We start from the raw sequence: 13,489 nt of genomic DNA on the forward strand, positions 1-13,489 counted from the left end.
TTTCTTCTCCGGGATTAAATTGTTGATCCAAAGGCAGACTTAATTTAAATACATACGTATGGAAAGTAAAAAATCGAGTCCTGACATGACCAAGCTTGGCCGACCACGTAAAATTGACAGGCAGCAACTGCTTGATGAGGCTGAGGCGATCATCGCGCAGAACGGGGCATCTGCCTTGACCATCGACGCACTCGCCAAGCGGTTGGGTATCACCAAGGGTGGCGTGCAATATGCCTTCGGGACCAAAGAGGCACTGCTCCACGCCCTCTTTGAGCGCTGGAACAATTGGTACGATCAACAGGTTGCTCTGATCGCCGGGGAGAACCCGACAGTGACGCAATATCTGCGCGCCCATGCAGACATTACCTTCAAATCCGGCCATGCGGATAACAGCAAGGCTGCGGCGATGCTGGCCTCGCTGGTGCAATCTCCAGAACATCTGGAGCCGACACGGCAATGGTACCGCAATCGCCTAAGTCAGATTGAGTCGCAATGCGATGAAAGCAGTAATGCGCGTCTTGCCTTCCTCGCCATCGAAGGCGCGTTCACGCTTCGATATTTCGGCTTCTGTCAGCTGACGGAAGAAGAATGGGAAAAAATGTACGCCGACATTTTGCACCTCCTCTGACGCGAAGTGGACGCTACGCGAGCCTTATTTCTTTCTCCTTTCCTTGCTTTTGTTACGAGAATTATAGGAGTTGGCGCATAGACTGGTAGCTGGGTGCCTCTGGCGTGGGAGTTTAGTGGATGTTGGGTTGGGGTCTGAACCGCGAAAATGCAGCCGCAATGGCGGCTTTGGACAAGGTCGAGCAGCAAGCGCCAACGCCTACCCTGCCTAAAATTCCGACGAACCGAATTGCACTGGCCCTGGGTGGCGGCGCTGCACGCGGATGGGCACATATCGGCGTGTTGCGCGCCCTGGATGAAGCGGGCGTACAGATCGGCATGATTGCCGGCACATCTATCGGCGCTCTCGTCGGTGGCTGCTATCTGGCGGGCAAGCTGGATGAACTCGAAGATTTCGCCCGCTCGCTGACAGTGCGCCGGATTGCCGGACTGCTGGACCTGACCATTGGCGGCGGCGGCCTGTTTGGCGGCATGCGGCTGACCAAGCGCATGCAGGAGCATCTCGTCGGGCTCAACATCGAAGATCTCGAACACCCGTTCATTGCCGTGGCGACGGAACTGAAGACCGGCCACGAAGTGTGGATCCATCAGGGCAATCTGATCACGGCGCTGCGCGCCTCCTACGCCCTGCCCGGTATTTTCGAGCCGGTGCGCTGCAATGGCCGAACGCTGATCGATGGCGCGCTGGTCAACCCGGTGCCGGTTTCCGTCTGCCGTGCCTACGAACAGAATCTGGTGGTTGCGGTGAACCTAAACTATGACATCTTCGGCCGCTCGGCGGTGGTCAAGCACAGCGCCGGACCCAGCAACGCTGAACCTGAAGCCAAACCGGCAGCAGAACCCCGTTCGGTCGGATTGCCGGGCGTGATGGTGCAGGCCTTCAACATCATTCAGGACCGGATTTCCCGTTCCCGTCTGGCTGGCGATCCGCCGGACCTGACGCTGCACCCGCGCATCAACACAATCGGCCTTTCGGAATTTCACCGGGCGGCGGAATCGATTGACCGTGGATATGAAGAAGCGCGCGCACGCATACCGGAACTGCAACGCATGCAGCAGGTTTTCCAGCGTTGATGATTGGGGGCAGATGCCCCCCCTGCACTACCCGGCGATATAAGCCTTGATATGCTCGGCTTCCGCTTCGATCTCGCTCATGCGGGCTTTGACCACGTCACCAATCGAGATGATGCCGACCAGCTGGCCATTGGCTTCGACGGGGACATGGCGAAAGCGGCCACCGGTCATCAGTTCCATGACATCATCGGAGGTTGACCCCTCATGACAGCGCGTCACATTCTTCGTCATAACTTTGGAGACCGGTGATTTGAGTGCGTCTGACGCCTGTGTGGCAATGGCCTTGACCATATCGCGTTCCGTAAAAATGCCGAGGATGGCGCCCTTCTCATCCGTGACCACGACGGCACCGATGCGATGCTCATTCAACGTGATGGCCGCATCGCCCAACGACATATCAGGCCTGACGGTAACGACGTTACGGCCCTTCAAATCGAGAAGTTCTTTTACGAATACAGGCATATTTCCCTCCTTGTCCAAACGGCTTTCATAACCGCACGGTGCGTCTCCTCCACAAGCGCACGGTCAAGCTGGACGTGGATGGTGCGCCAGCGCACCACGGAAAGCAATATGTTTAACGAGGCGGAAACATATCAATCGATTGTATGTCTCAGGCCAATTCGTGGCGAATGACGGGCTTTCGATCAAACATGGCAAAGAACAGGAAGCCCAGCAGGAAGCCGAAAATATGCGCATCCCAGGCCACCTCTCCACCTGCATCTCCCATCAAGGGAATGCCGACGGCAATCAGCAGATTGCCGAACAGCCACATGAGCGTGAAGATGAGAACCGTGCGGTTGGACAGGGCCTGCAGGATGCTCTGACGCGGCAAGCGGTGGCCGATGGCCGGGTGGTAGCGCCCGCCATTGGCGGGAAAGACGAAGCGGCATGCGGCACCCATCAGCGCCGAAACCACGCCGGACGCCCCGATGAGCACGGTGACGTCACCCCAATGCAGAAAAGCGTGGCCGAAGGCGGAAACGGCTGCGGATATGCACCAGAGCAGAATGAAACGGGCTGTGCCGATACGGCGCAAGACCGGCGCACCAAACGCCATGAGCCATAGACCGTTGAAAAGGATATGCTCGATGCCACCATGCAAAAATGAATAGGTAATCGGTGTCCAGAGCCATTCCAGTCCCTGTTGGGAAAGTTCCGTGGCGTAGCGCAGGGGAATGAAGCCGAAGGTGAAAATGAACCATCCATATCCGTCTTCAGACAGCACATAGAACGAAACGAGATGGACCGCGATCAGCACAGCCATGATGGCCACAAGCGCGCCGGGAAGGTTGAAAACCGGGGCTTTGGGCGGTGTGCCGCTCTGTGCCGTCTCATCCGCTTCCGGCAATCCACCTTCATTATGCGTCATCAGGCCGTCTTCCTTCGCGTCATGTTCTGTGTGATCTCTCATGCAGCAATATAGGAAGGTTTCGAGAAAAAGAAGCATCACCGTGGGGTGGTGCCTGCAACTATCAGCGACGTCGCGGATTGTGATAGCCACACGCGTGGCATGGAATTCGCTTCACCATCTCCAGCACCGCAAATGAAGGCGGTATGCGTCTCATAACGAGACATATGCCCCGCGGCCTGGAGACCGTGTCATGAAGACAAATGCAAGCCTTGATATCTTCGCCTATTGGGATGAACTGCGCGGTGTTCGCGCGGCACCTCTGCGCAGCGAGATAGACCCTGCGCCCATACGCCATCTGTTGCCCGACCTCTTCCTGCTGACAGAAACCGCAGATGCGGCGCCCGTGTTTCGTCTGACGGGAACGCGCCTGTACAATCTGTTCGGCAGAGAACTCAGCGACACGCCATTTTCGGGCATATGGCAACCGGATGCCGCACATGATGCCTGTCGCATCGCCAACGGCGTGCTTGAGCATCAACGACCCGTCGTTTTCGAAATCCTGTCCGAGACCGTGACCGGTTTGGCGGCGCGTAGCTTCGAAATGCTGCTTTTGCCGCTGGCGGTGGAGCCATACTTCCCGGCCCGGCTGCTGGGCTGCCTGATATCCGAACCACCACTGGCCGATTTCGGACAGCCCTTCAAGCCATTATCCCTGACGAAAAGCCGTTTGCTGGATGTTTCATCGTCGCAATTGATGGCGCAAAGGTCGGACTTTGGCTATGCCCTCAACCGGGCCGTATCTTTATGAGAAAATTGCTAATGTTTGCCGTCCGAAGCAGAACCTTCTGTTAACTCGGCAACTGGTATTAAGGGCGATCATTCCTCAATACCGTGCCTCACATGTTCTCATCTCGCTCAACCACCGTCGCATTTGCAGCCCGCTCTGTGGAGACACCCTCCGCGGAAGTGCTTCCTGTGGCGCTGACGGGGCGGTTGATGGTGCCTTCTCAGGATGAATTCGATTGCACCGCCCATGAGATGACGGCTGAGGCAGCGCGCATTACCTGTTTCGTGCGTCCGAGAAACGGCGACAGAATTATCGCCTACCTTCAGCACATTGGTCGCATCGAAGGCATCGTAAAGGCGCTGACGGCGGATGGCTTCACCATCGCCATCATGGGCACCGAGCGCAAACGCGAGAAGCTGGCGGCACAGCTGGCATGGATTGCCAAGCGCCACGCACTGGGCTTGCCGGAAGACCGTCGCCATGACCGTCTAACACCCCGCAACCCGCATGCGGACCTGATGTTAAACGATGGCACTATCGCAGCTTGCCGCATCATCGACCTTTCGCTTTCGGGCGCGGCTGTCGAAACCGACGTGCGTCCCCAGATGGGCACCAATGTCCGCCTCGGAAACATGTCTGGCCGTATCGTGCGCCATTTCATGGAAGGCGTCGCCATCGAATTCGATGCTGTCCAGTCCCGCGATGCGCTGATCGAGTTTCTCTAAACAAGCATTTCAGCTCGCCCCATCAACCGGCTACGCCTCGCGTCAGCCGGTTTTTTTGTGCCATCGGATGGGACAGATTGGCCTTCAACGAGCGCGGCAAAGACCGAAAACTGGCGAAAATCGACACAGCCATCGAAAACAATCCGATATTGGCGCAATAATTGGCCAGAAAATGAAGCTCAAACGACGATTTTCAATGAAAATCTGGGGCTGAAATGGGCGTTTTGAGGCTGAAAACCACCCTCTCAAGCACTCAACTATAGTAACGAAACAGTTTAGATTTGCGCCAGGCGTGGACGGGCTCGTTGAACGATTAACCAGGACCCCCTACATGCCAATATATTTCAATGCATTAGGACTGCTTCCGGATTCAAAAACTAAGCCGATCGGAACAATTTTAATCAAATTTTCCTCAAATATAAATCAAATATAGATCGGGTTTTCATAAATATAGCGTCGAATTTGAGCACCGTTATTTGCAGCCAATCAAAATATAGCTGGCATTGTTCTCCTCACAACGGGGAGACAAGAAATGAAAAAAATCAGCCGTTTCGGAATTTTGATCGCAGCTATGATCGCAGGTGCATTCGCCACACAGGCCCAAGCATCGCCAGCCGCTGCCATGCGCGTTATGGGCAAAGCCAATCCGCCGATTGGTCACTATGAATTCTGCCAGACCTACCAGAGCGAATGTCAGTCGACCTCGGCTGACAGGGGCCCGCTCAAGCTGACGGAAGAAAGCTGGAAGGCTATCCTCGACGTCAACTATACCGTCAATACCACAATCACGCCGATGACGGATTTGGAGATCTACGGCGTTGAAGAACGCTGGGCTTACCCGACCACGGTTGGCGACTGTGAAGACTACGTGCTTTTGAAGCGCAAGATGCTAATGGGAAAAGGCATCTCTGCTTCCGACCTGCTGATTACTGTCGTGCTGCAGCCGAACGGTTCCGGACATGCGGTGCTGACCGTGCGCACCGACCGGGGCGACTTCGTTCTCGACAATCTGCGAAACAAGGTGATGGAGTGGTCTGAGACGGAATATACCTATCTCAAGCGTCAGGACTCGACCAATGCCGGTCGGTGGGTAAAAATTCAGGATGGCCGCGCTGTGAATGCAGTTGCTGGCATCAAATGAATGAAGCGAGCGGGGTGCTATGGCACCCTCTCGTCGCATGAGTGGGCTCGGTCAAGTCACCCCCGTTGACGAGACCGTGCCTAGAGCCGGTTCTGTTGCCCCGGAACCGGCTCTTTCTTTTCACTATTACAGAAGGCCGAGCTCGGCAAGCTCACGACGAAGATCGGACGGCATATCTTCAGACAGGCCCGCCCCGCCCAGATCGCGCGGCGCTTCCTCGGCTTTGAGATAACGCCAGCCCTGAAACGGCCTTTTGGGCGCTGGTGAGGTTTCGATGACCTCTGGCCCGAGGATCAGATCGCAGCGAGTGATCCCGTCCTCTCCCTTGAAGGAGCGGATGTCCAGCAACATCTGACGTGCCTGGACCTGCCCCTTGATGACCCAATAGAGCGAGCCGCCATCCAGCAACTCCTCGACCCGTTTTGGAAACATGCGGGTGGTGTGAACGCTGTGCGGTTCCAGACCCGCCGCAATTGCGGTCAACGCCCGGTGCGAAACCCATTCGCGCAGGTCGTCAATCGAGTCGGCACCGACGCAAAGCTTGATAAGATGAAGAGCCATGCCGCTATCAATGCGGTTTTGATGGCACCGTCAAGCGACCACAGCGCGAAGGGCGCAGCTTCGCATCAACATTCCACGACATTCACGGCAAGGCCACCTGTCGATGTTTCCTTGTATTTCTCGCTCATGTCATTGCCGGTCTGGCGCATGGTTTCGATACAGGCATCCAGCGGCACGAAATGCTCGCCATCACCCTTCAGGGCCAGAGAGGCCGCCGTGACGGCCTTGACCGCGCCAAGCGCGTTTCGCTCGATGCAGGGAATTTGAACCAAACCAGCGATAGGATCGCAGGTCATGCCGAGGTGATGTTCCAGCGCAATCTCGGCAGCGTTTTCGACCTGTGCCGGAGACCCACCCATGACGGCGGCGAGACCGGCAGCGGCCATGGCGGCAGCGGAACCCACCTCCCCCTGACAGCCAACCTCTGCACCAGAGATGGACGCATTGTGCTTGATGATGCCGCCAATGGCCGCAGCAGTCAGCAGAAAGTCCCTGACATCATCGACACTCGCATCTTCATGGAAGTGGCGGAAATATTTGACCGTGGCAGGCACGACGCCCGCAGCGCCATTGGTGGGTGCCGTGACGACACGCCCGCCTGACGCATTCTCTTCATTTACGGCCATGGCGTAAACGCTGAGCCAATCATTCGCGAGCAGCGGATTGAGCCGGTTGCTGCGCCATTCGGCATTAAGCTTGTCGTGAATGGAGCGTGCCCGGCGCTTGACCTTCAGGCCGCCCGGCATGATGCCTTCGCCCTTCAAGCCGCGCTCGATGCAGCCATTCATCGCCTCCCAGATCTGGTCGAGGCGGCTGTCCAACTCGTCACGGCTGATGACCGTTTCTTCGTTGGCGCGTTTCATTTGCGCGATGGTGCGACCCGAACGTTCCGCCATCTCCAGCATCTGCTTGGCCGTTGCGAAGGGATAAGGCACTTTCGGTCCGTTATCCACAGTCTTGCCACGCTGGCGCATGGCTTCAAGCTCGGTATCGGTCACCACAAAGCCACCGCCGACAGAATAATAGATCCGCTTGAGCAGCATGCGTCCCTGCGTATCAAAGGCAGAGAAGGTCATGCCATTGGCGTGGCCGGGCAGCGGGTTCTTCTTGTCGAAGATGAGATCTTCCGCAGGACGGAAAACATAAGGGGGGTGACCGGCGGGTGACACACGGCCTGTGGCTTCGATCTGCGCAATCATGGCATCCATGGCATCTGGATCGACCCTGTCAGGGCGCTCTCCCATTAGGCCCAGCAGAACGGCGCGGCCGGAGCCATGGCCGATGCCGGTAAAGGCTAGCGATCCGTGCAGGCTGACCTTGATGGCGGACACGACAGCACCTGAAGGGCGCGGCCATTCATCCGACAGCACCGTTTCCAGAAAACGGTTGGCAGCCGACATCGGCCCCATGGTGTGTGAACTGGACGGCCCGATACCGATCTTGAAAACGTCGAAGACCGAGAGAAACATGTGCACCTGCCCTATGTATAGACTTATTGATCCAGTCTATCCGAACGGAAACAATCCGCCACCACAAAATAGGCGTTGAATGCGCTGACTGCGACATCGGCCAAGCACAAATGAAAACAGCACGGCTTCGATGAAGGCCGTGCTGCTCAACTGAAATTCTTTAAGAGAGATTATTACGGGCTGCCAAAAACATATGTCAAAGCGAGAAAAGCGGCAAAGCCTGCAAGTGCGCGTAGTGTTACGGCCCAGCAGGATTTCTGTGCGGTTTCTTCCATGGTTACTCCAGCGTGTCACTCTCGGGCTGCGCATTTTCCGCGGCCCAGTGGCGATGCATTTATTAAATAATTGTGACAAACGCAATTGCAAAAAACGGCTAAAGCAAGGCGCATTTGACCATCTGCCATTCACTCAGCGCATAGGTACATGAAATAACAATAGCTTACCTGTCCGCATCGAGACAGCGCATGAGAAACACCTGTCTCAATTTGGACCAAAGTGTAAATGGCGAAAGCTTTTCCCTTACCGTGATAAAGTGAGGTGTGTATAAACTCGTGCTACACAAGACTTTCTCCACATGAGACGTCTCAGCCAGCTTGAACCTATGCTGCATCTGGATTATCGGGCAAAGTATAGTGCGAACATTTCAGAAAGCGGTGACAGATCATGCAGGCCACTCCTTCTTCCTTTCCCGATCGTGAGACGGTCGCATCCAAAATCGCATCCATGAGCACGGAAGATGAAGCCTGGCTCAAATTGCTGTTGGAAAACGCGCTGCAGGACGAAAATCTGCTGGAAGGCCTGCGCCTTTTCATCGACCAGCAATCGCAGGCACGCTTTCTCAACTCGCTGAAACTGGAAAAATGCGGCGAATGGTTTGGCAACAACGCCCCGGCCCGCCTGCAGATCCGCCTTCACGAGCTCGCAAAGAGCAGCCAGCACGCCGCCTTCACTGCATTCCGCGCAGGCCTGACAAAATCCGGCGGTCTGGAAAAGTCCTACCCAAAAGCCCCCGTCTGAGGCCGGGCGTTTAATCAGGCACCCGCTCCACCACGGCGATGATCGGTCCCATCGGGTACCACCGGTCACGCCGCTGTGCAGCGGGTATATCGACGCTGGATATGCTGCCATCAAGGTAGAGCGCGTTGGGCGAATTCAACCTGTCGCGAAACAGGGTGGCAAAATCGTAGAAACGCACGGCAGTTTCCGAGATGGCAAAATGCACCATGCCGTCTTCGGATACGCCAACGCCGTTGCGGGTGTTCAGGCTGTCGCTTTCCGGCAGAAAGCGCGGATGAAGCTTACCATCGATGACCAGCATCGGACCTGATTGCGTCGCGAATTCAGGCTTTCTGTTGGCGTTGAGATAGGCGCTGGTTTCCAGCACGCCTGCACTCGTGCCTTCCATAAAGAACACGCCATTGGGCTGCATGTGGAAATTGCCCCAGCCGCCCGCAGTGCTGATTTGAGATACTTCCACGCCGTTTTCAATGTGCAGCCCCACCGGCGAAAGATCCCGGTGATACATGCCGCCATTCATGGCGAAGGTGACGAAGCTGTGCTGACGCCAAAGTGCTGATGAGAGTGCTTCAAAGGAGCCATAGGGCTTTCCCGCAACGTGATCCCATTGATAGAGCCGGATATTGCTTTGCGCGGGGTCGAAACTGCAGACGGTGTAACGCCCGCCCATATGCTCCATAGCCTTGCAGTTGTCAGGAAGATCCGCAGCATTGGCCAATGCCGCAAACAGGAACGGCAGGATAAATCGCGCAAGCTTCCTCATAGGTCCTCATCAACAAAAAGCATCTTCATCGGCACGCTTAGCAGAGGGAGGAAGACCAGAGTATGGCGCTGGCAAAACAAAAAAGGCTGGCAAATGCGCCAGCCTTTTCAAAAATATGCAGTATTGGATTAACGGCTTGCTGCGCGATCAACGCTGCGGCCTGCGGCCTGCGTGCCATCAACAGTACCGGCTACATCCTGGCCAACGCCGCGGATTGTGTTGCCGCAAGAGCTCAAAGTCACGAGGGCTACGAGAACGGCAGCGGTAGTGGCGGCGAAACGTTTGGACATATTAAAACTCCCCTGGATGTCTGCGCATAAGCGACAAAACGATTGAATTAGCGGGCAGATAACGCGACGTAGACAATCCGGTTCCAACGCGTCGATAAAAATATTTCAACAATTAGAGAGGCTGCGCGAGATCCTTGAAAGCGTTGCGGATGCTATCGGCCACAGCCTGCACAGGACGCGTTGGTTTCTCGGCAACAATCAGGCGGATATCGAAACAGCCAAGCTCGGGCATTCCATCCTTCTCACCCAGAATGACCATGTTGTTTTGCACATAGGAGCGCGGCAAAGGCGCGACCGCAAGATCAGCTTCAATCGCCGCTTTCTGGGCCATCGTATGTCCGCTGAGATAGGCAATGCGGTAGGCACGGTTTTGCCGCTCAAGTGAGGATGTGGCCTCGGACCGCCAGATGCAGCCATCTTCCCAGATCGAAATCGGGATCGGTTCGCGCAGATGGGCTGTGCCGCATTTAGCGCCCGCCCACACAAGCCGCTCGCGCATCAGGACTTCGCCGGTATCGCGAAGTGGCAGCGACGCGCAATTGACGAGCGCGATATCCAGCCGCTGCTCATCCATGCGCCGATAAAGCTGCGAACTGGAATCAATCACCACATCCACCATGATAGCCGGAAAGGCTTCGGCGAAACGCTTGAGAATGCCGGGCAACAACCCGCGCTCTCCGATATCCTCCGGCGCGCCGAGGCGCACGACACCTGACAGTTCCGGCATGACGAAACGGGCAACGGCCTCGTTGGACAGCGCAATCATGCGCCGGGCATAGGTCAGCAATGTTTCGCCATGAGCCGTGAGCGTGACCGAGCGCGCATCCCGCAGGAACAGCGTGGTCTTGAGTTGCTCTTCCAGTTTCTTGATCTGCATGGACACGGCAGAGGGCGTTCGAAACACAGCTTCGGCGGCAGTTGAGAAATTGCCGGTTTCCGCAATGGCGACGAATGTTCGTAGAATGTCGTTGTCGAGCAGTGGCAATGGCTGGCGGAAGGAAACTGTCATGACATACGCCTTCAATTTTTCTGATCGATAGATCGATATCATTTCGTTTGATTGAATGTCAATAAATTCGGATTGTCAAAAACGAAGGCGAAAACATCTACCGCTATCAATAATAGAAGCATCACGATTTACGATCATTCACATCATAATCATTCAATTGTTTGATGGAAAATTGAGGCGCATATCGGTGATGTCGAAATGTGAAGCAAGAAAGGATCTTCGAAATGACCATGATCATCCACCACAGCCCAAGCCCATCAAGGGCAAGGCTGTTCATACGCAGCACGCTGGCACGCCTAACCGAGCTTATTCGGGAACTGGACAACACATGGAGCCGCGTGCAGTCGCGCCGCGCCCTGGAAGCCCTGCCCGCAGACACACTCAAGGATATTGGATGGCCAGCAACAGACGCCAAGCAGACGCGGATTATCAGTCGATAATATCCGTTTTCAACGATGAATGAATGGCTCGCGGGAATGATCTCGGCGAGCCATTTTTTTGCGGTGCGGAACAAATACCAGACCACCACATTCTCCTCGGCCCCAAACAAGCACGAGGATATCAATGGCACAGTTCGGCTCCACCATTTTGCCTGGCGATTTTACCCGCCTTGGCGCGACTTTCGACGGCGATGGTGTCAATTTCGCAATTTTCAGCGCCCACGCTGAACGAGTAGAGCTTTGCCTCTTCGACGCCGATGGGAAAAACGAGATTGAGCGCATTACCCTGCCGGAATTCACAAATGAAATCTGGCACGGCTACATTCCCGGCCTGAAGCCCGGCGCGCTCTACGGTTATCGTGTGCATGGCCCATACGACCCCGAGAATGGCCACCGCTTCAACGCCAACAAGCTTCTAGTTGACCCATACGCGCGCGAACTCGTTGGCGATATTGAATGGGGTCCTGAGCAGTTCGGCTATATTCTGGATGCGGAAGACAAGGACCTGTCCTTCAACGACAGCGACAGCGCATCAAAAATGCCGAAGTGCCGCGTCATCGATCCCCAGGATTATGATTGGGCAGGTGACACGAAGCCAAACGTGCCGTGGTCGAAGACGATTTTCTACGAGACGCACGTCAAAGGCTTTACCCAGCTTCACCCCGGTATCTCCGAGAAGCTGCGCGGCACCTATGAAGGTCTGGGCGACAAGCAGATCGTTGATTACATCAAGAGCCTCGGCATCACGTCCGTCGAACTTCTCCCGATCCATTCCTTCCCCGATGATTCCCACCTGCTGGACAAGGGCCTGAAGAATTTCTGGGGCTATAACTCGCTCGGCTTCTTCTCCCCCGCGTCGCGCTATTACGGCCCCAAGGGCATGGCTGGCTTCCGCGATATGGTTCGTGCATTCCACGATGGCGGCATCGAGGTCATTCTGGACGTGGTCTACAACCACACCGCAGAAGGCAACGAGCTTGGGCCAACCCTGTCCTTCAAGGGCATCGACAACTTCTCCTACTACCGCACCATGCCGGACCAGCCGCGCTACTACATCAACGATACCGGCACCGGAAACACCGTCAACACCTCCCATCCCCGCGTGTTGCAGATGGTGACCGACTCGCTGCGCTATTGGGCAGACGACATGCACATCGATGGCTTCCGCTTCGATCTCGGCACCATTCTCGGTCGCGAGCCAGAGGGCTTTGACCAGCGCAGTGGCTTCTTCGACGCTGTGGGCCAAGACCCTGTCCTGTCGCGTCTGAAACTGGTGGGCGAGCCCTGGGACATCGGCCCCGGCGGCTATCAGGTCGGCGGCTTCCCTCCCGGTTGGGCGGAATGGAACGACAAATATCGCGACACCGTTCGTGAATACTGGAAAGACGAGGACGGCACCGCTGGCGATTTTGCAGCACGCGTCATGGGTTCCGGCGACGTCTATGACCTGCGTGGCCGCAGGCCGTGGTCCAGCGTCAACTTCATCACCGCGCATGACGGCTTCACGCTGAACGATGTTGTTTCGTACAATGAGAAACACAATGAAGCGAATGGCGAGGACAACAAGGACGGCCACGACCACAACAGAAGCTTCAACTACGGCGTTGAAGGTCCAACGGATGACGAGAACATCATCGCTGTGCGTGACCGCCAGAAGCGCAACTTCCTCGCCACGCTTTTCCTCTCTCACGGCACCCCCATGCTTCTGGCCGGTGACGAGTTTGGCCGCAGCCAGATGGGCAACAACAATGGTTATTGCCAGGACAGCGAACTGAGCTGGGTGCATTGGGAAAATCTGCCTGATAGCGCCGAGGCCCTGCGGAAGTTCACAGCCCGTTTGATCGAGCTTCGTCAGACGCACTCTATTCTGCGACGCGACAACTGGCGGGATGGCATGATCGTGACCTGGCTGAACCCGGTGGGCGGCGAGCAGACGGAAGAGCAGTGGAACGACGCAGGTTCAACCACTCTTGGCCTGCGCCTATCCCGCGACGCGGTCGAGTCAGAGGATGAATGGGATGATGTGCTGGTTCTCTTCAACCCGCATGATGGCTCAGTCGAGTTCAACCTGCCGGATGCTGAAAATGGCTGGATGACGGAACTGACAACAGCGGACCCGGATGCGGACACGAACAGCATTGCAAACGGGCAGACCTACACGATTGAAGCCCGCAGCATCGTGCTCTTGCGCGCCGCCTGATCTTTGAAATCGAAGACGCCGTTGGGAACAGCGGC

15 protein-coding genes are annotated in these 13,489 nt (G+C 56.2%); 8 read left to right on the plus strand and 7 right to left on the minus strand.

Features of this window, described 5'->3' with window-relative positions; all coding sequences use genetic code 11:
• Window positions 1-85 precede the first annotated feature (85 nt).
• Complete coding sequence (locus ACQZ51_RS12130) at window positions 86-628, plus strand: TetR family transcriptional regulator (protein ID WP_448777476.1); 543 nt, start codon at window positions 86-88, stop codon at window positions 626-628.
• A gap of 158 nt (window positions 629-786) precedes the next feature.
• On the plus strand, window positions 787-1,701 hold the full coding sequence (locus tag ACQZ51_RS12135) for a patatin-like phospholipase family protein (protein ID WP_448777594.1): 915 nt from the start codon (window positions 787-789) through the stop codon (window positions 1,699-1,701).
• Between the two features lie 27 nt (window positions 1,702-1,728).
• On the opposite strand, the gene ACQZ51_RS12140 is transcribed toward ACQZ51_RS12135, so the two are convergent.
• Both ACQZ51_RS12140 and ACQZ51_RS12145 read right to left on the minus strand, forming a co-directional pair.
• Window positions 1,729-2,163, minus strand: coding sequence for a CBS domain-containing protein (locus ACQZ51_RS12140; RefSeq protein WP_448777478.1), 435 nt, complete (start codon window positions 2,161-2,163; stop codon window positions 1,729-1,731).
• Between the two features lie 148 nt (window positions 2,164-2,311).
• Entirely contained in the window at window positions 2,312-3,070 is a 759-nt protein-coding gene (locus ACQZ51_RS12145) for a rhomboid family intramembrane serine protease (RefSeq protein ID WP_448777480.1), read from the minus strand.
• A gap of 232 nt (window positions 3,071-3,302) precedes the next feature.
• Between ACQZ51_RS12145 and ACQZ51_RS12150 the strand changes: the two genes are divergently transcribed.
• The 3 genes from ACQZ51_RS12150 (at window position 3,303) to ACQZ51_RS12160 (ending at window position 5,705) form a co-directional block, all read left to right on the plus strand.
• Window positions 3,303-3,860, plus strand: a complete 558-nt coding sequence (locus ACQZ51_RS12150; protein WP_448777482.1) for a PAS domain-containing protein — start codon at window positions 3,303-3,305, stop codon at window positions 3,858-3,860.
• 92 nt (window positions 3,861-3,952) lie between these two features.
• Window positions 3,953-4,564, plus strand: coding sequence for a PilZ domain-containing protein (locus ACQZ51_RS12155; RefSeq protein WP_448777484.1), 612 nt, complete (start codon window positions 3,953-3,955; stop codon window positions 4,562-4,564).
• 532 nt (window positions 4,565-5,096) lie between these two features.
• Window positions 5,097-5,705, plus strand: coding sequence for a transglutaminase-like cysteine peptidase (locus ACQZ51_RS12160; RefSeq protein ID WP_192063969.1), 609 nt, complete (start codon window positions 5,097-5,099; stop codon window positions 5,703-5,705).
• A gap of 126 nt (window positions 5,706-5,831) precedes the next feature.
• Here ACQZ51_RS12160 and ACQZ51_RS12165 read toward each other — a convergent pair whose 3' ends face one another.
• Window positions 5,832-6,266 (minus strand): DUF1489 family protein, encoded by a 435-nt coding sequence (locus ACQZ51_RS12165; RefSeq protein ID WP_192063970.1) that lies wholly within the window; start codon window positions 6,264-6,266, stop codon window positions 5,832-5,834.
• Between the two features lie 65 nt (window positions 6,267-6,331).
• Complete coding sequence (locus ACQZ51_RS12170; RefSeq protein WP_448777486.1) at window positions 6,332-7,735, minus strand: L-serine ammonia-lyase; 1,404 nt, start codon at window positions 7,733-7,735, stop codon at window positions 6,332-6,334.
• A 663-nt stretch (window positions 7,736-8,398) separates the two neighbouring features.
• Between ACQZ51_RS12170 and ACQZ51_RS12175 the strand changes: the two genes are divergently transcribed.
• Window positions 8,399-8,752 carry a hypothetical protein gene (locus ACQZ51_RS12175; RefSeq protein WP_042619053.1) on the plus strand — a complete coding sequence of 118 codons (354 nt, stop codon included), beginning with the start codon at window positions 8,399-8,401 and terminating at the stop codon, window positions 8,750-8,752.
• Between the two features lie 10 nt (window positions 8,753-8,762).
• Here ACQZ51_RS12175 and ACQZ51_RS12180 read toward each other — a convergent pair whose 3' ends face one another.
• From ACQZ51_RS12180 to ACQZ51_RS12190, 3 genes are all read right to left on the minus strand, one after another.
• Window positions 8,763-9,515, minus strand: coding sequence for a phosphodiester glycosidase family protein (locus ACQZ51_RS12180; protein ID WP_448777488.1), 753 nt, complete (start codon window positions 9,513-9,515; stop codon window positions 8,763-8,765).
• Between the two features lie 128 nt (window positions 9,516-9,643).
• Window positions 9,644-9,805 carry an entericidin domain-containing protein gene (locus tag ACQZ51_RS12185; RefSeq protein WP_448777489.1) on the minus strand — a complete coding sequence of 54 codons (162 nt, stop codon included), beginning with the start codon at window positions 9,803-9,805 and terminating at the stop codon, window positions 9,644-9,646.
• Window positions 9,806-9,917: 112 nt separating this feature from the next.
• Complete coding sequence (locus ACQZ51_RS12190; protein WP_192063973.1) at window positions 9,918-10,856, minus strand: LysR family transcriptional regulator; 939 nt, start codon at window positions 10,854-10,856, stop codon at window positions 9,918-9,920.
• A 182-nt stretch (window positions 10,857-11,038) separates the two neighbouring features.
• On the opposite strand from ACQZ51_RS12190, the gene ACQZ51_RS12195 reads away from it, so the two are divergent.
• Both ACQZ51_RS12195 and glgX read left to right on the plus strand, forming a co-directional pair.
• Entirely contained in the window at window positions 11,039-11,254 is a 216-nt protein-coding gene (locus ACQZ51_RS12195) for a hypothetical protein (RefSeq protein WP_448777491.1), read from the plus strand.
• Between the two features lie 124 nt (window positions 11,255-11,378).
• Window positions 11,379-13,454 (plus strand): glycogen debranching protein GlgX, encoded by a 2,076-nt coding sequence (gene glgX / locus ACQZ51_RS12200; RefSeq protein ID WP_448777492.1) that lies wholly within the window; start codon window positions 11,379-11,381, stop codon window positions 13,452-13,454.
• The last annotated feature ends 35 nt before the right edge of the window (window positions 13,455-13,489 follow it).

The organism is Agrobacterium sp. CG674 (genome assembly GCF_053521645.1).

Coding starts and splice junctions, on each gene's coding strand:
- ACQZ51_RS12160 (WP_192063969.1), top strand. CDS start 5,097: ATGAAAAAAATCAGCCGTTTCGGAATTTTGATCGCAGCTATGATCGCA.
- ACQZ51_RS12155 (WP_448777484.1), top strand. CDS start 3,953: ATGTTCTCATCTCGCTCAACCACCGTCGCATTTGCAGCCCGCTCTGTG.
- ACQZ51_RS12140 (WP_448777478.1), bottom strand. CDS start 2,163: ATGCCTGTATTCGTAAAAGAACTTCTCGATTTGAAGGGCCGTAACGTC.
- ACQZ51_RS12175 (WP_042619053.1), top strand. CDS start 8,399: ATGCAGGCCACTCCTTCTTCCTTTCCCGATCGTGAGACGGTCGCATCC.
- glgX (WP_448777492.1), top strand. CDS start 11,379: ATGGCACAGTTCGGCTCCACCATTTTGCCTGGCGATTTTACCCGCCTT.
- ACQZ51_RS12150 (WP_448777482.1), top strand. CDS start 3,303: ATGAAGACAAATGCAAGCCTTGATATCTTCGCCTATTGGGATGAACTG.
- ACQZ51_RS12180 (WP_448777488.1), bottom strand. CDS start 9,515: ATGAGGAAGCTTGCGCGATTTATCCTGCCGTTCCTGTTTGCGGCATTG.
- ACQZ51_RS12190 (WP_192063973.1), bottom strand. CDS start 10,856: ATGATATCGATCTATCGATCAGAAAAATTGAAGGCGTATGTCATGACA.
- ACQZ51_RS12165 (WP_192063970.1), bottom strand. CDS start 6,266: ATGGCTCTTCATCTTATCAAGCTTTGCGTCGGTGCCGACTCGATTGAC.
- ACQZ51_RS12170 (WP_448777486.1), bottom strand. CDS start 7,735: ATGTTTCTCTCGGTCTTCGACGTTTTCAAGATCGGTATCGGGCCGTCC.
- ACQZ51_RS12130 (WP_448777476.1), top strand. CDS start 86: ATGACCAAGCTTGGCCGACCACGTAAAATTGACAGGCAGCAACTGCTT.
- ACQZ51_RS12185 (WP_448777489.1), bottom strand. CDS start 9,805: ATGTCCAAACGTTTCGCCGCCACTACCGCTGCCGTTCTCGTAGCCCTC.
- ACQZ51_RS12145 (WP_448777480.1), bottom strand. CDS start 3,070: ATGACGCATAATGAAGGTGGATTGCCGGAAGCGGATGAGACGGCACAG.
- ACQZ51_RS12135 (WP_448777594.1), top strand. CDS start 787: ATGGCGGCTTTGGACAAGGTCGAGCAGCAAGCGCCAACGCCTACCCTG.
- ACQZ51_RS12195 (WP_448777491.1), top strand. CDS start 11,039: ATGACCATGATCATCCACCACAGCCCAAGCCCATCAAGGGCAAGGCTG.